Genomic DNA, 14,376 nt, shown 5'->3' on the forward strand with positions numbered 1-14,376 from the left:
CTAGGTATCCAGGAGCCAGTGATCAACGCAGTGAACAACCCGGTCTGGTCCGGCACGTGGGTCGCCGAGCGGCTCGGTGTCGAACTCGTGGGCGACGACAAGCTGACCGACCTGTTGGGGCTGGCCCTGCGGCGCAATCCCAGGCGGGCGCATCTGCTGGTCTCCAACGTGCTCGGCAAGCATGTGCCGCAGTCGCCGTCCGTGGTGTACGGGTACGGGATCGCGCTCGGCCGCCGGGTGCGGGAGCTTCTGGGCGCGGAGGAGGCCGCCCGTGCGGTCGTCCTCGGGTACGCGGAGACGGCGACGGGCCTCGGCCACTCGGTCGCCGACGGTGTCGGGCTCGCCCCGTATCTGCACTCCACGCGGCGTCCGGTCGACTCGGTCGCCCCGGCGGGCGGCTTCGAGGAGTCGCACTCGCATGCCACCTCCCATCTGCTGCTGCCGGAGGATCCGGCGCTGCTGGTGGGGGACGGGCCGTTGGTGCTGGTCGACGACGAGTTCTCGACGGGCAATACGGTCCTGAACACCATCCGGGACCTCCACGGCCGGTATCTGCGGCGGCGGTACGTGGTGGTGGCCCTGGTCGACATGCGGTCGGCGGCGGATCTGGGGCGGCTGGAGGGGTTCGCGCGGGAGATCGATGCGCGGGTCGACCTCGTGGCGGCCGCCACTGGGACGGTGCGGCTGCCCGCCGGGGTGCTGGAGAGGGGGCAGGAGCTGGTGGCGCGGTACGAGGCAGAGAGTGCCGCGATAGGAAGTGTGTCGTCTGCGGCAGTGTCGTGGCCGGTCGCGCCCCGCGGCGGAGCCGCAAATCGACACAGCCCCGCGCCTCTTGAGGGCGCTGCTGTCGAAGCCGGGTTCAGCCGCACCCCCCCAGGGGCGCGGGGAACTGCGCGACAAGCCCCCACTGGCCCGCACTCGGACGACAACCGCAACCGCCCCCTGCCCACCCGCGTGGACCTCTGCTGGCCCCGCGGCCTCCCCGACGGGGGCCGTCACGGCTTCACGCCGAGCCACCGGGCCCGCCTCGAAAACGCCCTGCCCGCGATGGCAGCCCGCCTCGCAGAGGCACTGCCCGCCGACGCGCGCCGCGTACTCGTGCTCGGGTTCGAGGAGCTGATGTACACGCCCCTGAGGCTCGCCCGCGAGCTGGAGCAGGTCGCCGATGCCGAGGTGCGGTACTCCACGACCACCCGCTCACCCGTCCTCGCGGTCGACGACCCCGGTTACGCGATACGCAGCCGCATAGTCTTCCCCGCCCATGACGACCCGGCCGACGGCCCCGGCGAGCGCTACGCCTACAACGTCGCCGGCGCCGGCTTCGACGCGGTGGTCGCCGTCGTCGACTCGGCCGCCGACACCCCCGAACTGCACGCACCGGACGGCCTGTTGGCCCAGCTGGCCGCCCACGCCCCGCACGTCCTGCTGGCGGTCGTCCCCTCCTATGTGCCAGAGCCCCTGTACGTTCCCGAAAGGCCCGCCATGCTGCCCGAGCCCCTCCGCGGCCCCGCCTTCTCCTCGTATCCGCCCGAGGAGGTCGGCTGGCTGCTGCAGGACCTCTCGGACGTGACCCTGGAGGCGCCGACCGAGGAACGGGAGGAGGCCATCCAGAGCGGCGGCGCGCACTACGCGGAGTCGCTGCCGGTGGAGTACCAGCCGAGCGAGCAGTACCAGGAGCTGTTCCACGCGGCGCTCGAGGAGTCCGCCGCGCGTCTCGCCCTGGCGGTCGGCGCCGTCACGGAGATCGTGCTGACCGAGCGGTCGCCCCGCCCGGTACTCGTCTCGCTGGCCCGCGCCGGTACGCCCGTAGGGGTGCTGATGCGGCGCTGGGCGCAGTTCCGGCACGGCCTCGACCTGCCGCACTACGCCGTCTCGATCGTGCGCGGCCGCGGAATCGACGCCAACGCGCTGCGCTGGCTGGCCGCCCACCACGCCCCCTCCGACGTCGTCTTCGTCGACGGCTGGACCGGCAAGGGCGCCATCACCCGCGAACTCGCCGACGCCATCGAGGAGTTCGAGGCGTCCGACGGCATCACCGGCTTCGACCCGGAGATCGCGGTGCTGGCCGACCCGGGCTCCTGCGTGCGGACGTACGGCACGCGGGAGGACTTCCTCATACCCTCGGCCTGCCTCAACTCGACCGTCTCGGGCCTGATTTCGCGGACCGTGCTGCGCGCGGACCTGGTCGGCCCGCACGACTTCCACGGCGCCAAGTTCTACCGCGAACTCGCCGGCGCCGATGTCTCGGTGGACTTCCTGGACGCCGTCGCCGCCCGCTTCCCGGAGGTCGCGGACGCCGTCGCCACGCAGGTCAAGGAGCTGCTGTCCGGCGACCGCGAGCCGACCTGGGAGGGCTGGGCCGCGGTCGAGCGGATCAGCGAGGAGCACGGCATCCACGACGTGAACCTCGTCAAGCCCGGCGTCGGCGAGACCACCCGCGTGCTGCTGCGCCGGGTGCCCTGGAAGATCCTGGCGCGGGCCGGAGCGGGCGCCGACCTGGACCACGTACGGCTGCTGGCCGACCAGAGAGGGGTGCCGGTGGAAGAGGTGGCCGAACTGCCGTACACCTGCGTGGGGTTGATCCACCCCAAGTACACGCGGGGCGCCACGGGCGCCGACGGCAAGGCGGTGAACGTCTGATGCCGGTGCTGGTGGCGAGCGACCTCGACCGTACGCTCATCTACTCCTCCGCGGCCCTCGCGCTGACCATGCCGGACGCGCGGGCGCCCCGGCTGCTCTGCGTCGAGGTGCACGAGAGCAGGCCGCTGTCGTTCATGACGGAGACCGCGGCCGGCCTGCTGACCGACCTGGGCGACGCGGCGGTCTTCGTACCGACGACGACCCGGACCCGCAAGCAGTACCAGCGCATCAACCTGCCGGGCCCGGCGCCGAAGTACGCGATCTGCGCCAACGGCGGCCATCTGATGATCGACGGCGTCTCCGACCTCGACTGGCATGCACAGGTGACGGAACGGCTCTCGGAGCAGTGCGCGCCGCTGGACGAGGTGCGGGAACAGCTGCTGGCCACGGCGGACCCGGCGTGGGTGCGCAAGCACCGGGTCGCCGAGGACCTCTTCGCCTATCTCGTCGTCGAGCGCGAACTGCTGCCCGAGGAGTGGGTCAAGGAACTCGCGGTATGGGCGGAGAACCGCGGCTGGACGGTGTCACTGCAGGGCCGCAAGATCTACGCCGTTCCGAAGCCGCTCACCAAGAGCGCGGCGATGCACGAGGTCGCCCGCCGCACCGGCGCGTCCCTCACACTGGCCGCAGGCGACTCGCTGCTCGACGCCGACCTACTGCTGGCCGCCGACTGCGCTTGGCGTCCGGGCCACGGCGAACTGGCCGACGCCGACTGGACGGCGCCGACCATCACCGCGCTGCCCGAGCGGGGTGTGCTGGCGGGTGAGCGAATCCTCCGGGAGTTCCTGAAGGCGACCCGCACGACAGCGCCCCTCTAGGGGCGCGGGGTGCTGGCCTGCCTAGCCGCAACACCCTCCACCGCAACACCCGCCGCCCGCTGCCCTGGGCGCCGCGGCGGGCGCACTCGCCGTACCGCCCACAGCCACCGTCGACAACAACTTCACCGTGTCCTCATGCCCGGCAGGGCACGCCGCCGGTTCGGAGGACTGAGCCATGGGCCGGCTCAGTTCAAACGTGTCGCCGCAACTCCGGCAGCGGTACTCATAGCGAGGCATGAGACCAGGTTAGCGGCGGCACGGAGCAGCGCATGTGATCCAAGTCACGCGCCCATCATGTTATCTACCGCTCGGTATGTGATCGTTCCTGCCGGATTCTCATGTGGAGAAGCTGCGAAGATCGTTGATATTTTCCGCTGGTGACCGGGACAGCACAGCGCAGTGGCCGGCGGGCGGCACGGAAGTGGTTTCCCCGGGCGGAGTTACGCCGCCTCCGGCCCACCTGCCCGCGCCCCGGCCGCACCGGCGGGCGCCGCCGGCTGCCCTCCCGGCGCCAGTTGCTCGGAGACTTCGCGGCATCGACCGGCATCGGCGAGGGGGACACCGAGGGCGGCTCGACCATCACCCACCGGATGGTCAAGACCGGCAAGCTGCCATCTGCCGAACGGGCTGAGTACACGAAGTTCCCCGAGCCGCTCAAGTCCGCCCGGGTGTACGACACCGGCAAGCAGAGCGACCACCTGGTGGAGCCGGCACGGCAGTACGCCAAGAAGGCCGCGCACCTCTCGGACCCGCGGTTCGACCTGGGCGGCCACCAGATCTGCACCACCTTCGACCGCAAGCGGCCAACCGCCCTCACCGACGCCGTCGCCAGGGCCCGCAGCCGGGCGAAGAAGGAAGACCCCGAGGCCGCGAGGACCGTGCACTACGGCGCCCCCTCCGTCGCCACCGACGGCCGGATCCTCGCCGTCCGCGGCGGCCCCACCACCCGGATCACCCCGCAGACCGTCTGCAACGGTGACCACGGTGTCGCCGTCACCACGCCCGAAGGCCCGTACCGGGACCGCAGCGGCAGGAAGGTCATGCAACTCGGCATGGGCACCGGACTGAACGCGGTGCGCGAGACGGCCATCGCGGCCGGACTGCTGCCGTCCAGCCTGGGCCCCCAGGCGCCCGCGCGCTCCCTGGGCGGCTCCGCACCCAGCGCCATCCGGATGGCCGGCGGCTACGCCACCATCGCCGCGGCCGGGAAGCACACCGAGCCGCACTCGGTACGCCGTATCACCCACAACGGCAAGGCGGTCCGCCCGACCAGCCCCACCACGCGCCGCGCGCTCCGCCCCGACTCCCTGAACGCAGCCCATCCCGCGGTCTCCACAGCGACCGCGACCGGCAAGTCCGTCACCACCGCCGACGACACCGCCGCCTGGTACACGGGCACCGCCCGGTCCCTGGACCCGCTGCCGCTGAAGGGAATCGCAGGAACGCCCGCCGACAGCGTCCCGTACGCCGTCTGGTCGGGCGCCACGGGCCTCGACTGACCGCCGGGACCCGCACCACACCCCCCACCCCCCTCCCAGAATGAGCACCGCATGCCCGGCATGAAACCGCCCACCGGCCGACGCCGCGGAGGCCCCGACCGCCGCACCTCCCGGCTGGGGTTCACGACCCTGGCACCCTTCCTGATGGTGGCCTCACTGGTCGCCGCCTCCCTGATACTGACCCGCCAGGACCACACTCAGCCCGCCGCCGAGACCGACAAGAGCCCCAAGACCGTCGCCCCGAGAACCGCCCCGTCACCCACCTGGGACGGGAAGACCAAGATCTTCGGCGACGGCTCCACCTCCGACACCGGCCCGCAGCCGGGCGAGTTGAAGGCCGAACCCCTCAAGCCCGGCCAGAAACCTCCCCAGTTCGTCGTCTTCTCCTGGGACGGCGCGCTGGAGGGCAGCGACCATCTCTTCTCCCACTACCGGGAGCTGGCGAAGAAGTACGACGCCCACATGACGTTCTTCCTCACCGGCATCTACCTGCTGCCCAAGGACAAGGCGAAGCTCTACCACCCGCCCCAGCACCCGGCAGGCGCCGCCGCCGTCGGCTACGCCACCGACGACCACATCCGCACCACCCTGGAACAGCTGCGCCTCGCCTACCAGGACGGCAACGAGATCGGCACCCACTTCAACGGCCACTTCTGCGGCGACAAGGGCGGCGGCGACTGGAGCGTCGACGAGTGGAAGAGCGAGATCGACCAGTTCTACGCCTTCGCCGAGAAGTGGAAGACCGACACCGGCTTCGCCGACGTCCCCGCCCTGCCCTTCGACTTCAAGAAGGAGGTCACCGGCGGCCGCGCCCCCTGCCTCGAGGGCCAGAAGAACCTGCTCAAGGCCATCAAGAGCTACGGCTGGCGCTACGACGCCTCCTCCACCGGCGACTTCCAGATCTGGCCCGCCAAGAAGAACGGCGTCTGGGACTTCCCGCTGCAGTTGCTCCCGTACTCGGGCACCGACTACCAGGGCCTGTCGACGGACTCCAACTTCCTCTACAACCAGTCCGACGGCGCCACCCACGGTAACCCCGCCGACTACCCCCAGTGGGAGAAGCAGACCGTCGCCTCCTACATGAACGGCTTCAACCGTGTCTACCACGGCAGCCGCGCCCCCCTGTTCATCGGCAACCACTTCGAGGACTGGAACGGCGGCATCTACATGAAGGCCGTCGACCAGATCGTCAAGAACGTCTGCACGAAGAAGGGCGTCAAGTGCGTGTCCTTCAAGGAACTGGCCGACTGGCTGGACGTGCAGAAGCCGGAGACCTTGGCACGACTGCGCGGCCTGGACCCCGCACAGTCGCCCGCCTGGTCCACGGTCGTGAAATGAACCGCCCCCACCGCAAGGAGAAACCCTGGCGGGATGCAGCAAATCCAGTGCGGCCAGAGCCCGTTGTACGGCAGCTGACGGTCGCCTCCGAGGCCGGCACCGCGACCTCCCTGCACGGCACCCGCTCCCGGCTCGCCGCACTCGGCGAGACCTGCACCGCCGCCGACACCGAGGTCACCGTCGACAGCGGCGGCTCAGTGGGCGCCGCCGCGCTCCTCCCGGATCTGTGAGACGACCCGGGCCACCGTCTGGCGCACCGCCTCCGTCTCGGTGAGGAAGTGCCAGTAGTCCGGGTGGCGGCCCTCCAGGCCGGCGATCGCGCGCTCCAGCCGGGCCACCGACTCGTCCAGCGGGCGTGCGTGCCGCGGATCCGGCGTCGACCGGCCCGTCATCGCCAGCCGCTGGGCGTCCCGGATCGCGAACCGCGTCCGGTCGATCTCCTGCTGCGGATCCTTCTGCACGGCGTTCAGCCGCTGCAGCCGGTCCCGCGCCGCCGACACCGACTCGTCCGTCGTGTTCAGCAGCGACCGTACCGTCGACAGCAGCGAGGTCGCGTCCGGCCAGCGCTGGGCGTCCCGCGCGGCCTGCGCCTCCTTCAGCTTCCGCTCCGCCTGGCGCACGTTCTCCGCGGCCTGCTCCGGCACGTGCTGCAGGTCCTGCCAGCAATCCGCCACGAACCGCCGTCGCAACTCGCTCAGCACCGGATCGACCTGCCCGGCACGCGTGGTGAGCGCCTGCGCGCGCGTACGCAGCGAGACGAGCCGGTGGTCGATGTCGGCCGCCTTCTGCGGCAGCCGCTCGGCCTCCACCCGGATCGCCTCGGCCTCCCGCGCCACCCGCTCGGCCCGCTCCAGCGTCTGCGGCACCCCGTGCTGCCCGGCACCCTGGTTGAGCTTCGTCAGCTCGGGGCCGAGAGCGGCCAGCCGGGCCGCGAGATCGTCCGCCCTGAGCTTCGTCTCCCGTACCGCATCCAGGGCGTTCGAAGCGGCGAGCAGCCCCTGCCGCGCCCGCTCCACCGCCGGAGCCAGCCGGGCCAGCTGCGTCTCCGCCTTGCCGAGCAGCGGCCCGAGACTGTCACCGAAACGATCCAGCTCCCGCTTGACGTTCGCCAGATCGTCCTTGGCCCTGGTCAGCTCGGTACGCGCGTGTGCCGCGACCGACGCCTCCAGATCGTCCCGGTCGAGATCATGCGCGTCGACGGCCTCGATATAGCGATGGCTGGCCTCGTCGATCCGCCGCCCCAGCGCCTCGAAGTCCGACACCGCCCGACGGGCGGCGGGAGTGTCGTCGACGGCCCTGATCGTCTCGATCGAGATCCGCAGATCGCGCTGGGCGGTGTCCAGCTCGTAGAACGCGGCCGCCGCGGCGTCCTTCGCAGCCTGCGCCTCCGCCCGCTGACCCTCGGCCCGCCCGCCGAACCAGCGCCGGGTGCCCCCGCCGGCGAACGCGGCGGGCAGCGCGAGCGCGGCGACGAGGGGCAGGGCGACAAGGGTGAAGACATCCCTCATCGCCTGACGGTGTGCACCCGGCACCAACGGCGAGTACGGCTGCGAAGGTGTCGCCGTCACATCCCTCTCCCGTGCTGTCATCCGTCCTGGCCGGTGCCTCGTTTCATTCTCCCACCGGTTAAGGACGAACACACGGGCCGGTTAGTTCGCGGTCTTCAGGGTGACTTTGCCGTCACCGCTGCGCGCGGACACCACGTGCGAGCTGGAGTCGGACCGCGGCACGGACACGTCCACCGAGCCGTCGCCCGTCTGGGTCGTCACCCGGTACGTGGCCTTCGGCAGCGCGACGGTCACCGAACCGTCATGGCTGCGGGAGTCCACCAGGTCCGGCACCGCACCGAGTTCGAGGTCCACGGAACCGTCACCCGTCACGGCACGCACCCGCCGCGAGGACACGGCGGCATGCACGGACCCGTCCCCGGTGTGCACCTCCAGCGGCCCGCTGGAGTCCGTGACCCGCACGGACCCGTCCCCCGTACGAATACTCAACGCATCCTCGAACCCCCGCGCCCGCACGCTCCCGTCCCCGTCCTCGACCTTCACGGTGACCCCGCGCGGCACCTCGATCCGATGCCTGGCCGAACAGTCGGCGACGACACCGGAGCACTTCATCCGCAGCGTCAGCCGGTCGCCCTCCATCTTCCAGCTCACCTTCGGGCCCTTCCCGAGGGCGACGGTCCCCTGGAACCACCGGGTGACCTCGACCTTCCCCGCCGGATTCCCCTCCGCGGCGACGATCTCCAGCGCCGAGTCGTCGGAATCCACGGTGAGGGTGCGCCCCGCCAACGCGAACGCCCGATGATCGGGCTCCTTGTCGTCCCCCGCGGAAGCCCCGCAGGCGGTAACACCGCCCACAAGAACCCCTACGACCCCGGCAGCAAGACCGGCACGGACGACAACGGGACGGGTGCGGACGCGGGCCATGACGATTCTCCCCCTGAACGGATGCTGAAGTGCTTCGACCGTACGGAGTGGAGGGCGGCGGGGGGATCCGGGCGGCTCCCGGATCTGGGGTGGGGGTAGCCCCCGTATGGGCTTGAAGGACACGCGTGCGTGCATCGAATGAGTGACCTTTTCGGATGGTCGTCGTTGCATATGATGAACCGATCTTCAGCGTCGAAGGGGTGCCATGGCCGGGCTGCGTGGGTTGTTGCCGCCCTTCGTGGTGCCCGGTCCTGCCGGCGTGACGATCCGCTCGCGGCTCCGGGTGTCGTCGGCAGAGGCGGCAGTGCTGACCGCAGTGGGCGTGTTCCTCGGCTCTCTGGCGTCGAAGGATCTCGCGGTGCGGTCCCGGGAGGGGGCCGGCCGCGATGCTTCCTCTTGGGCGGCGCGGAAGCGGGAGCTGTCGGGGCTCTCGTCGGCTCGGTGGGCGGGAAGTGTCACGAAGGCGACGCATGACCAGTGGGCGCTGGCCAGGCGTGGACAGGCTGCCGAGATGGCGTGGCTGCGGGGGCAGATCACTCGGATCGAGGCCAGGCTGGCTCGGCCGCTGGGTGCCAAGGCCGACAAGCGAGCCGGGTTGTTGCGTGGCTATGCCACACGATCGGAATGGCATGCCAAGTCGCGACGCCTTCAACTGCTTCGCGACCGGCTGGTAGTCCGGGAGGCGGACTGGTCAACAGGGCGGGTGCGTGTGGTCCGCGGCGGCAAGGAACTCGCACACCTGCGGCATCATCTGGACGAGTCCGGGCTCAGCGCGCAGGCGTGGCGGGAACGCTGGGATGCCGCACGCATGTTCCTGGCTGCAGACGGAGAGTCCGGCAAACGCTGGGGCAACGAAACCATCCGTGTCACTGACACCGGACAGCTCTCGATCAAGCTACCGGCTGTTCTCGCCCACCTGGCCAATGCACCGCACGGCCGGTACGTGCTGAATGCGGATGTGACATTCAGTCACAGGGCGGGCGAATGGCGGGACCGGATTGCGGCGAACCGGGCGGTGGCCTATCGCATCAACCACGGCGTCCTTCGCGACCGCTGGTACGTGACCGCCTCCTGGCAGCGCGCGCCCGTACCTGTCCTGCCGCTTGACGGAGCCTTGGCACGCGGCGTTGTCGCAGTCGACATGAACGACGATCACCTCGCCGCCTGACGCCTCGACGTGCACGGCAACCCGGTCGGCCAGCCCCTGCGGTTCTTCTACGACCTGTCGGGCAGCGGACAGCACCGGGACGCCCAGATCAGACACCCATTGACCCGGCTGCTCCACCACACTCGGAGGACCGGGGCGGCTGCGATCGCGATCGAAGACCTCGACTTCAGCGAGGGCAGCACACGGGAGGCCCACGGTGGAAGCAAGCGTTTCCGCCGACTCATCTCCCGCTTCCCGACCGCCAGGCTCAGGGCCAGACTCGTCTCGATGGCCGCCGAGCAGAATGTCGCGATCGTCGCCGTGGACCCGGCGTACACCAGTCGCTGGGGCGCCCAGCACTGGCAGAAACCCCTCACCACGAAGATCCGTAAGACCACTCGCCACGACGCGGCAGCCGTGGCGATCGGACGGCGCGCCCTCGGGCACTCGATCCGGCGACGGACGGCACCGCCCCGTACCCACCAGAGCGATGGGTACGGGCATCGGACCGTCCAGGCCGGACCGGGCACCCAGGGGCGTGAGGGACCCCGCCCCCGCCTTCCCGGACGACGGACACGATTCGTGCCGTCTGGACGCGGAGTGAATGTGGGTGACCAGCGTGCCCAACACCGCTCGGGGCACGCGGCCGAGCATGCGTCCTGGGAACAGGACGTGCTTCCGCTCGGTCTCCAGGAGTAATGGCTGCAGTCCTGCCCGCCCGTGATACGGATTGCAGGACAGCGCCCGGGACAATGTAGGCTGTCGACCTGTCCAGGGTGCGTAGCTCAGCGGTAGAGCGCCTGCCTTACAAGCAGGATGTCGGCGGTTCGAAACCGTCCGCGCCCACCGGATTTGAACAGCAGGTCAGAGGCCTCCCGGTGTGATCACCGGGAGGCCTTTCCTGTGATCAAGCGGTGGTGGGGCGCATGGTGCTGCCGGTCAGTTCCAGCCGCCGAGCAGGCCGGAGCTCAGCTGGGCGTCGCAGATGTTGTAGCCACCGGCCGCGTGGCCCTTTTTGGTGTGGCCGTCGACCGTGACCGAGCAGTTGATGTCCCCGGAGCCCTGAAGCTGCGCGTTGACGGTGTAGTACATCGCGTTCTTGTTCAGGGGCAGGGTGGCCTCGAACTTGCCGTTCTTGAAGCTTCCCTCGCGGGTGTCGGAGTCCGAGCCGTACGTGATGTCGAGCGGACCGAGGGCACCGGCGGGGGCGGTTCCCCACACCTTGAAGGTGACGACCTTCGGCGCAGGCTTGGTGTCGGTCTTCTTCGCCTCCTCGCTCTTGCTCTTGTCGGCGGCCGGCTTCTGACTCTTGGGCGCGTCGGCGGTGGCCTTGACGTTGTCGGAGCCGTCGGCCTTGTTGGACTTCGAGTCGCTGCCGCCTCCTGCCACGGCACCGATGATGCCGATCAGCACGAGCACGGCGACGAATCCGAGGCACCCGAACCCGATGATCTTCCCGGCGCCGGCCTTCTTCGGCGGCTGCGGAGGCGCGCCCCATCCCTGCTGCGGGCCGCCGCCCCACGGCTGAGGCTGCCCAGGCTGCTGCGGGCCGTTCCAGCCGGGCTGCTGCGGGTATTGGTTGCTCATGTTCCCCCCTGGGGCGTGCTTGTGGCTTGCGCGTGTGTGACTGGTGAAGGATCCGTGTGGTTGCCTCAAATTGGCGATCTTCACCTGATCGTGATCAACACCCGCGTATCGGTGCCGTGTGGCCTAGGGGGTATGCCTCTCGTGGCGAGCGACCTCAACTGCCTTGAGCTTCCCGCGTGGCGAAGGTCGTCGTGGGTGCTCCAGAGGAGAAGACCCCGGCCGATCACGGCCGGGGTCTTCTCGGGTCATGCCGTTCATGCCTCGTGGGCGTGCTTCAGCCTGGTGCGGGCGTCCACTCGCTGTTCGGTGGCGACCTCCGACCAGAAGCGGTGGGTGCTGACGAACACGGCGAGCTCGTGTTCGCGTCGGCGGAGCTTCTCCACCTCGGCCTGTTCGTCCGCCGTCCAGCCGGGGGAGGCGGGGCGCTCCACCTTGCGCCAGCCGCCCGTGTCGCTGAAGCCGTCCAGGGGCTCGACCGACCAGGGCAGCCGCTTGAGCAGGGCCGACAGCTCCGAACGGACCTGATGCAGCTCCTCCTGACCGGCGAGGAGGTCACTCGGAAAGTCGTAGGTCGTAGCCACGACCCAATGCTACGCCTGTTCGAATTTGGGATGCGAGTTCCTTCCGGGGTTCATGTGCGCAGCCCCGGCGTTGTCAGACCCGGCTCCTATGGTGGGCGGCATGGACTTCGCGGGCGTGGAGAAGGTGCGGCTGGAACCCTGGGGCGAGGGTGACTTCTGGCTGCTGCAGCGGACCAACAGCCCCGAGATGACGGTGCACTTGGGCGGGCCCGAGAGTGAGGAGAAGCTCGCCGACCGGCATCGGCGGTACCTGGATCCGGAGTCCGGTCGGATGTACCGGGTCGTGCTGGCGGGCAGTGGGGAGAGCGTGGGCTCGGTCGGGTTCTGGGCCCGGGAGTGGCGGGGCGGCACGGTGTGGGAGGCGGGCTGGGGGGTGCTGCCCGAGTTCCAGGGTCGGGGGCTGGCCGTACGGGCGGCGCGGGCCGTTGCCGAGGCTGCGCGGGATGCCGGTGAGCACCGGTATCTGCACGCCTTCCCGAAGGAGGACAACGGCCCGTCGAACTCCGTCTGTCGACGGGCCGGGTTCACCCTGCTCGGGCCCGTCGACATCGAGTATCCGAAGGGGCACTGGATCACGTCCCACGACTGGCGGGTGGATCTGGAGTCCCCACGCCATTCCATACGGCAGGCGGTGTGACGGGACCTGCTCGGGCCTTGCTGCTCCGGCGTCAGTGGCCGGTGTCCGCCAGCTCCCGTACCACCCGCGCGGTCACCGGCACGCTCACCCCGTGCCGCTCGGCCGCGCGCAGCAACGCCCCGCCGATCGCGTCCAGTTCGAGCGGGCGTCCCGCTTCGGCGTCGCGCTGCATCGAGGACTTGGTCCGGGGCGGGAAGGCGTCGTAGCGGACCAGTGCCTGGGCCGGATCCGCCGGGCCTCCGCTCGCGCGGCTGACGGCGGCCGTCTCCGCCACCAGGGCCGTCAGCTCGTCGCGGTGCCGGGTGCGTACATCGCCGAGCGTGAGGCCGTACCTGGTGGTGAGGAGGGCGAACGGCGCCAGGAACGACATCTTCGCCCACAGGGCGGCCGTCTCGTCGTCGAGTACGCGGGTTGCCGGACCGGCGGTGTCGAGAGCTTCGGCGAGGGAGTCCAGCCGGTCGCGGTCCACTCCCTGGCCGGTCAGGTCGATCTCGGCGAAGGGGCTGCCGTGCTCGATCACTCCCGCCGCGACCCGGGTCGACTCGACGCGGATGACCGCGGGGGCGATCAGGTCGGGGCGGTAGCGGGCGCGCAGGGTCGCCGGGTGTTCGACGCCGTTCAGGAACGGTACGAGGAGGGCGTCGCCGAGGGCCGTGGGCGGGACGCGGTCGAGGGCGGCGTCCAGGGAGGTGTGCTTGACGGCGACCAGGCAGGCGTCGACCGGTTCCCGCAGGGCGGTGTCCGCGTCCACGCGGGCCGTGAAGTCGCCGAACAGGCCGCTGCGGATGCGGATCCCGTCCGTGCGCAGCGTCGCGGTGGTGGCCTCGCCGGCCAGGCAGATCACACGGTGGCCGGCGCGGGACAGCAGCCCGGCGAGCAGGCCGCCGATGCCGCCGGGGCCGAGGACGGCAACACTGAGTTCGTTCGCCATGATTCTGTTGTTCCCTTCGTCGGTCGGCCCCGGAACGGTGGCCGCCTCGCAACGGATCATTCCAGGCGCGGTGGAAGTGCGTGAGACTGGTCTCATGTGCCGGAGCATCAAGACACTTCGCCCGCCCGCGTTGCCCGAAGAGGCGACGGAGGAAGAGATCAGGGCTGCGGCCCTGCAGTTCGTGCGGAAGGTGTCCGGCTTTCGGGCGCCGGCCGTCCACAATCGGGAGGTTTTCGAGCAGGCTGTCGACGCGATCGCCGCTGCTACGGCCGAGTTGTTGGCCGGGCTTGAGGTGCGGGGGCAGAAGGCGTCCGCCTAGCGTGCTCTGCGGCTCCGCCGCGGGGTGCGAAGGGTTGTCGGTTGCCAGTCGTCTGCGGCTGCGTTGTGGCTGGTCGCCCCCGCGCGGTGGAGCCGCACATCGACACAGTCCCGCGCCCCTGAGGGGGCGCTGCCCGAACCCGGCGCGGATTTCGCCCGCCCGGCTCAGGGCCCTTCCGGCCCTCAGGCCTACGACGCCTTCGCCGGGCGGCGCATCACGTACGCCGCTCCTGCCCCTGCCCCGAACAGTGCCAGGACCGAGACGGCCGTGGCCACCCAGGTGGTGCCCAGCCACTGGCCGCCGTAGTAGCCGAGAGCCACGCTGTAGGTCGCCCAGGTCAGGCCTGCGAGGGCGCCCGTTGGGGCCCCGAGGTCCGTCTCGGCATCCGTCAGCACGCCCTCAACGTCAACATGGACGCCAATACGACCGTCGATCAGCTGACCTTCG

General features: G+C 70.5%; 12 protein-coding genes, 1 tRNA gene and 3 pseudogenes. 9 read left to right on the forward strand and 7 right to left on the reverse strand.

Annotated features, from left to right (window positions below; all coding sequences use genetic code 11):
• The first annotated feature begins 18 nt into the window (after nucleotides 1-18).
• On the forward strand, nucleotides 19-2,640 hold the full coding sequence (locus AB0N07_RS38975; RefSeq protein ID WP_365843587.1) for a phosphoribosyltransferase: 2,622 nt from the start codon (nucleotides 19-21) through the stop codon (nucleotides 2,638-2,640).
• Nucleotides 2,640-3,458: an HAD family hydrolase gene (locus tag AB0N07_RS38980; RefSeq protein ID WP_365843589.1), complete on the forward strand. Its 819-nt coding sequence runs from the start codon at nucleotides 2,640-2,642 to the stop codon at nucleotides 3,456-3,458. Before AB0N07_RS38975 ends, AB0N07_RS38980 begins: the two co-directional genes overlap by 1 nt.
• A gap of 21 nt (nucleotides 3,459-3,479) precedes the next feature.
• On the opposite strand, the gene AB0N07_RS38985 is transcribed toward AB0N07_RS38980, so the two are convergent.
• Nucleotides 3,480-3,695 (reverse strand): zinc ribbon domain-containing protein, encoded by a 216-nt coding sequence (locus AB0N07_RS38985; RefSeq protein ID WP_365843591.1) that lies wholly within the window; start codon nucleotides 3,693-3,695, stop codon nucleotides 3,480-3,482.
• Between the two features lie 350 nt (nucleotides 3,696-4,045).
• Here AB0N07_RS38985 and AB0N07_RS38990 point away from each other — a divergent pair.
• The 3 genes and pseudogenes from AB0N07_RS38990 to AB0N07_RS39000 form a co-directional block, all read left to right on the forward strand.
• Nucleotides 4,046-4,957 (forward strand): annotated as a pseudogene (locus AB0N07_RS38990) (penicillin-binding protein); the annotation flags it as partial.
• A 60-nt stretch (nucleotides 4,958-5,017) separates the two neighbouring features.
• Nucleotides 5,018-6,295, forward strand: a complete 1,278-nt coding sequence (locus AB0N07_RS38995; RefSeq protein WP_365843610.1) for a hypothetical protein — start codon at nucleotides 5,018-5,020, stop codon at nucleotides 6,293-6,295.
• On the forward strand, nucleotides 6,292-6,525 hold the full coding sequence (locus AB0N07_RS39000; protein ID WP_365843593.1) for a hypothetical protein: 234 nt from the start codon (nucleotides 6,292-6,294) through the stop codon (nucleotides 6,523-6,525). Before AB0N07_RS38995 ends, AB0N07_RS39000 begins: the two co-directional genes overlap by 4 nt.
• On the opposite strand, the gene AB0N07_RS39005 is transcribed toward AB0N07_RS39000, so the two are convergent.
• Both AB0N07_RS39005 and AB0N07_RS39010 read right to left on the reverse strand, forming a co-directional pair.
• Nucleotides 6,490-7,863: a hypothetical protein gene (locus AB0N07_RS39005; RefSeq protein WP_365843595.1), complete on the reverse strand. Its 1,374-nt coding sequence runs from the start codon at nucleotides 7,861-7,863 to the stop codon at nucleotides 6,490-6,492. The two genes, AB0N07_RS39000 and AB0N07_RS39005, sit on opposite strands and share 36 nt — an antisense overlap.
• Nucleotides 7,864-7,944: 81 nt before the next feature.
• Nucleotides 7,945-8,727: a DUF4097 family beta strand repeat-containing protein gene (locus tag AB0N07_RS39010; protein ID WP_365843597.1), complete on the reverse strand. Its 783-nt coding sequence runs from the start codon at nucleotides 8,725-8,727 to the stop codon at nucleotides 7,945-7,947.
• 205 nt (nucleotides 8,728-8,932) lie between these two features.
• Here AB0N07_RS39010 and AB0N07_RS39015 point away from each other — a divergent pair.
• Both AB0N07_RS39015 and AB0N07_RS39020 read left to right on the forward strand, forming a co-directional pair.
• Nucleotides 8,933-10,573: pseudogene (locus AB0N07_RS39015) on the forward strand (IS200/IS605 family accessory protein TnpB-related protein).
• 75 nt (nucleotides 10,574-10,648) lie between these two features.
• Nucleotides 10,649-10,720 (forward strand) — tRNA-Val (locus AB0N07_RS39020).
• Between the two features lie 93 nt (nucleotides 10,721-10,813).
• On the opposite strand, the gene AB0N07_RS39025 is transcribed toward AB0N07_RS39020, so the two are convergent.
• Nucleotides 10,814-11,461, reverse strand: coding sequence for a hypothetical protein (locus AB0N07_RS39025; protein ID WP_365843599.1), 648 nt, complete (start codon nucleotides 11,459-11,461; stop codon nucleotides 10,814-10,816).
• Between the two features lie 254 nt (nucleotides 11,462-11,715).
• Nucleotides 11,716-12,042 (reverse strand): hypothetical protein, encoded by a 327-nt coding sequence (locus AB0N07_RS39030; RefSeq protein WP_365843601.1) that lies wholly within the window; start codon nucleotides 12,040-12,042, stop codon nucleotides 11,716-11,718.
• 100 nt (nucleotides 12,043-12,142) lie between these two features.
• Between AB0N07_RS39030 and AB0N07_RS39035 the strand changes: the two genes are divergently transcribed.
• Nucleotides 12,143-12,679: a GNAT family N-acetyltransferase gene (locus AB0N07_RS39035; RefSeq protein ID WP_365843603.1), complete on the forward strand. Its 537-nt coding sequence runs from the start codon at nucleotides 12,143-12,145 to the stop codon at nucleotides 12,677-12,679.
• A 31-nt stretch (nucleotides 12,680-12,710) separates the two neighbouring features.
• Here the strand turns inward: AB0N07_RS39035 and AB0N07_RS39040 are convergent, their stop codons facing one another.
• Nucleotides 12,711-13,610 carry a 2-dehydropantoate 2-reductase gene (locus tag AB0N07_RS39040; protein WP_365843605.1) on the reverse strand — a complete coding sequence of 300 codons (900 nt, stop codon included), beginning with the start codon at nucleotides 13,608-13,610 and terminating at the stop codon, nucleotides 12,711-12,713.
• 94 nt (nucleotides 13,611-13,704) lie between these two features.
• Between AB0N07_RS39040 and AB0N07_RS39045 the strand changes: the two genes are divergently transcribed.
• Nucleotides 13,705-13,929, forward strand: a complete 225-nt coding sequence (locus AB0N07_RS39045; protein WP_365843612.1) for a DUF2277 domain-containing protein — start codon at nucleotides 13,705-13,707, stop codon at nucleotides 13,927-13,929.
• A 188-nt stretch (nucleotides 13,930-14,117) separates the two neighbouring features.
• Here the strand turns inward: AB0N07_RS39045 and AB0N07_RS39050 are convergent.
• Nucleotides 14,118-14,376, reverse strand: a pseudogene (locus tag AB0N07_RS39050) (hypothetical protein); the annotation flags it as partial.

The organism is Streptomyces sp. NPDC051172 (assembly GCF_040682555.1).
Classification (GTDB): domain Bacteria; phylum Actinomycetota; class Actinomycetes; order Streptomycetales; family Streptomycetaceae; genus Streptomyces.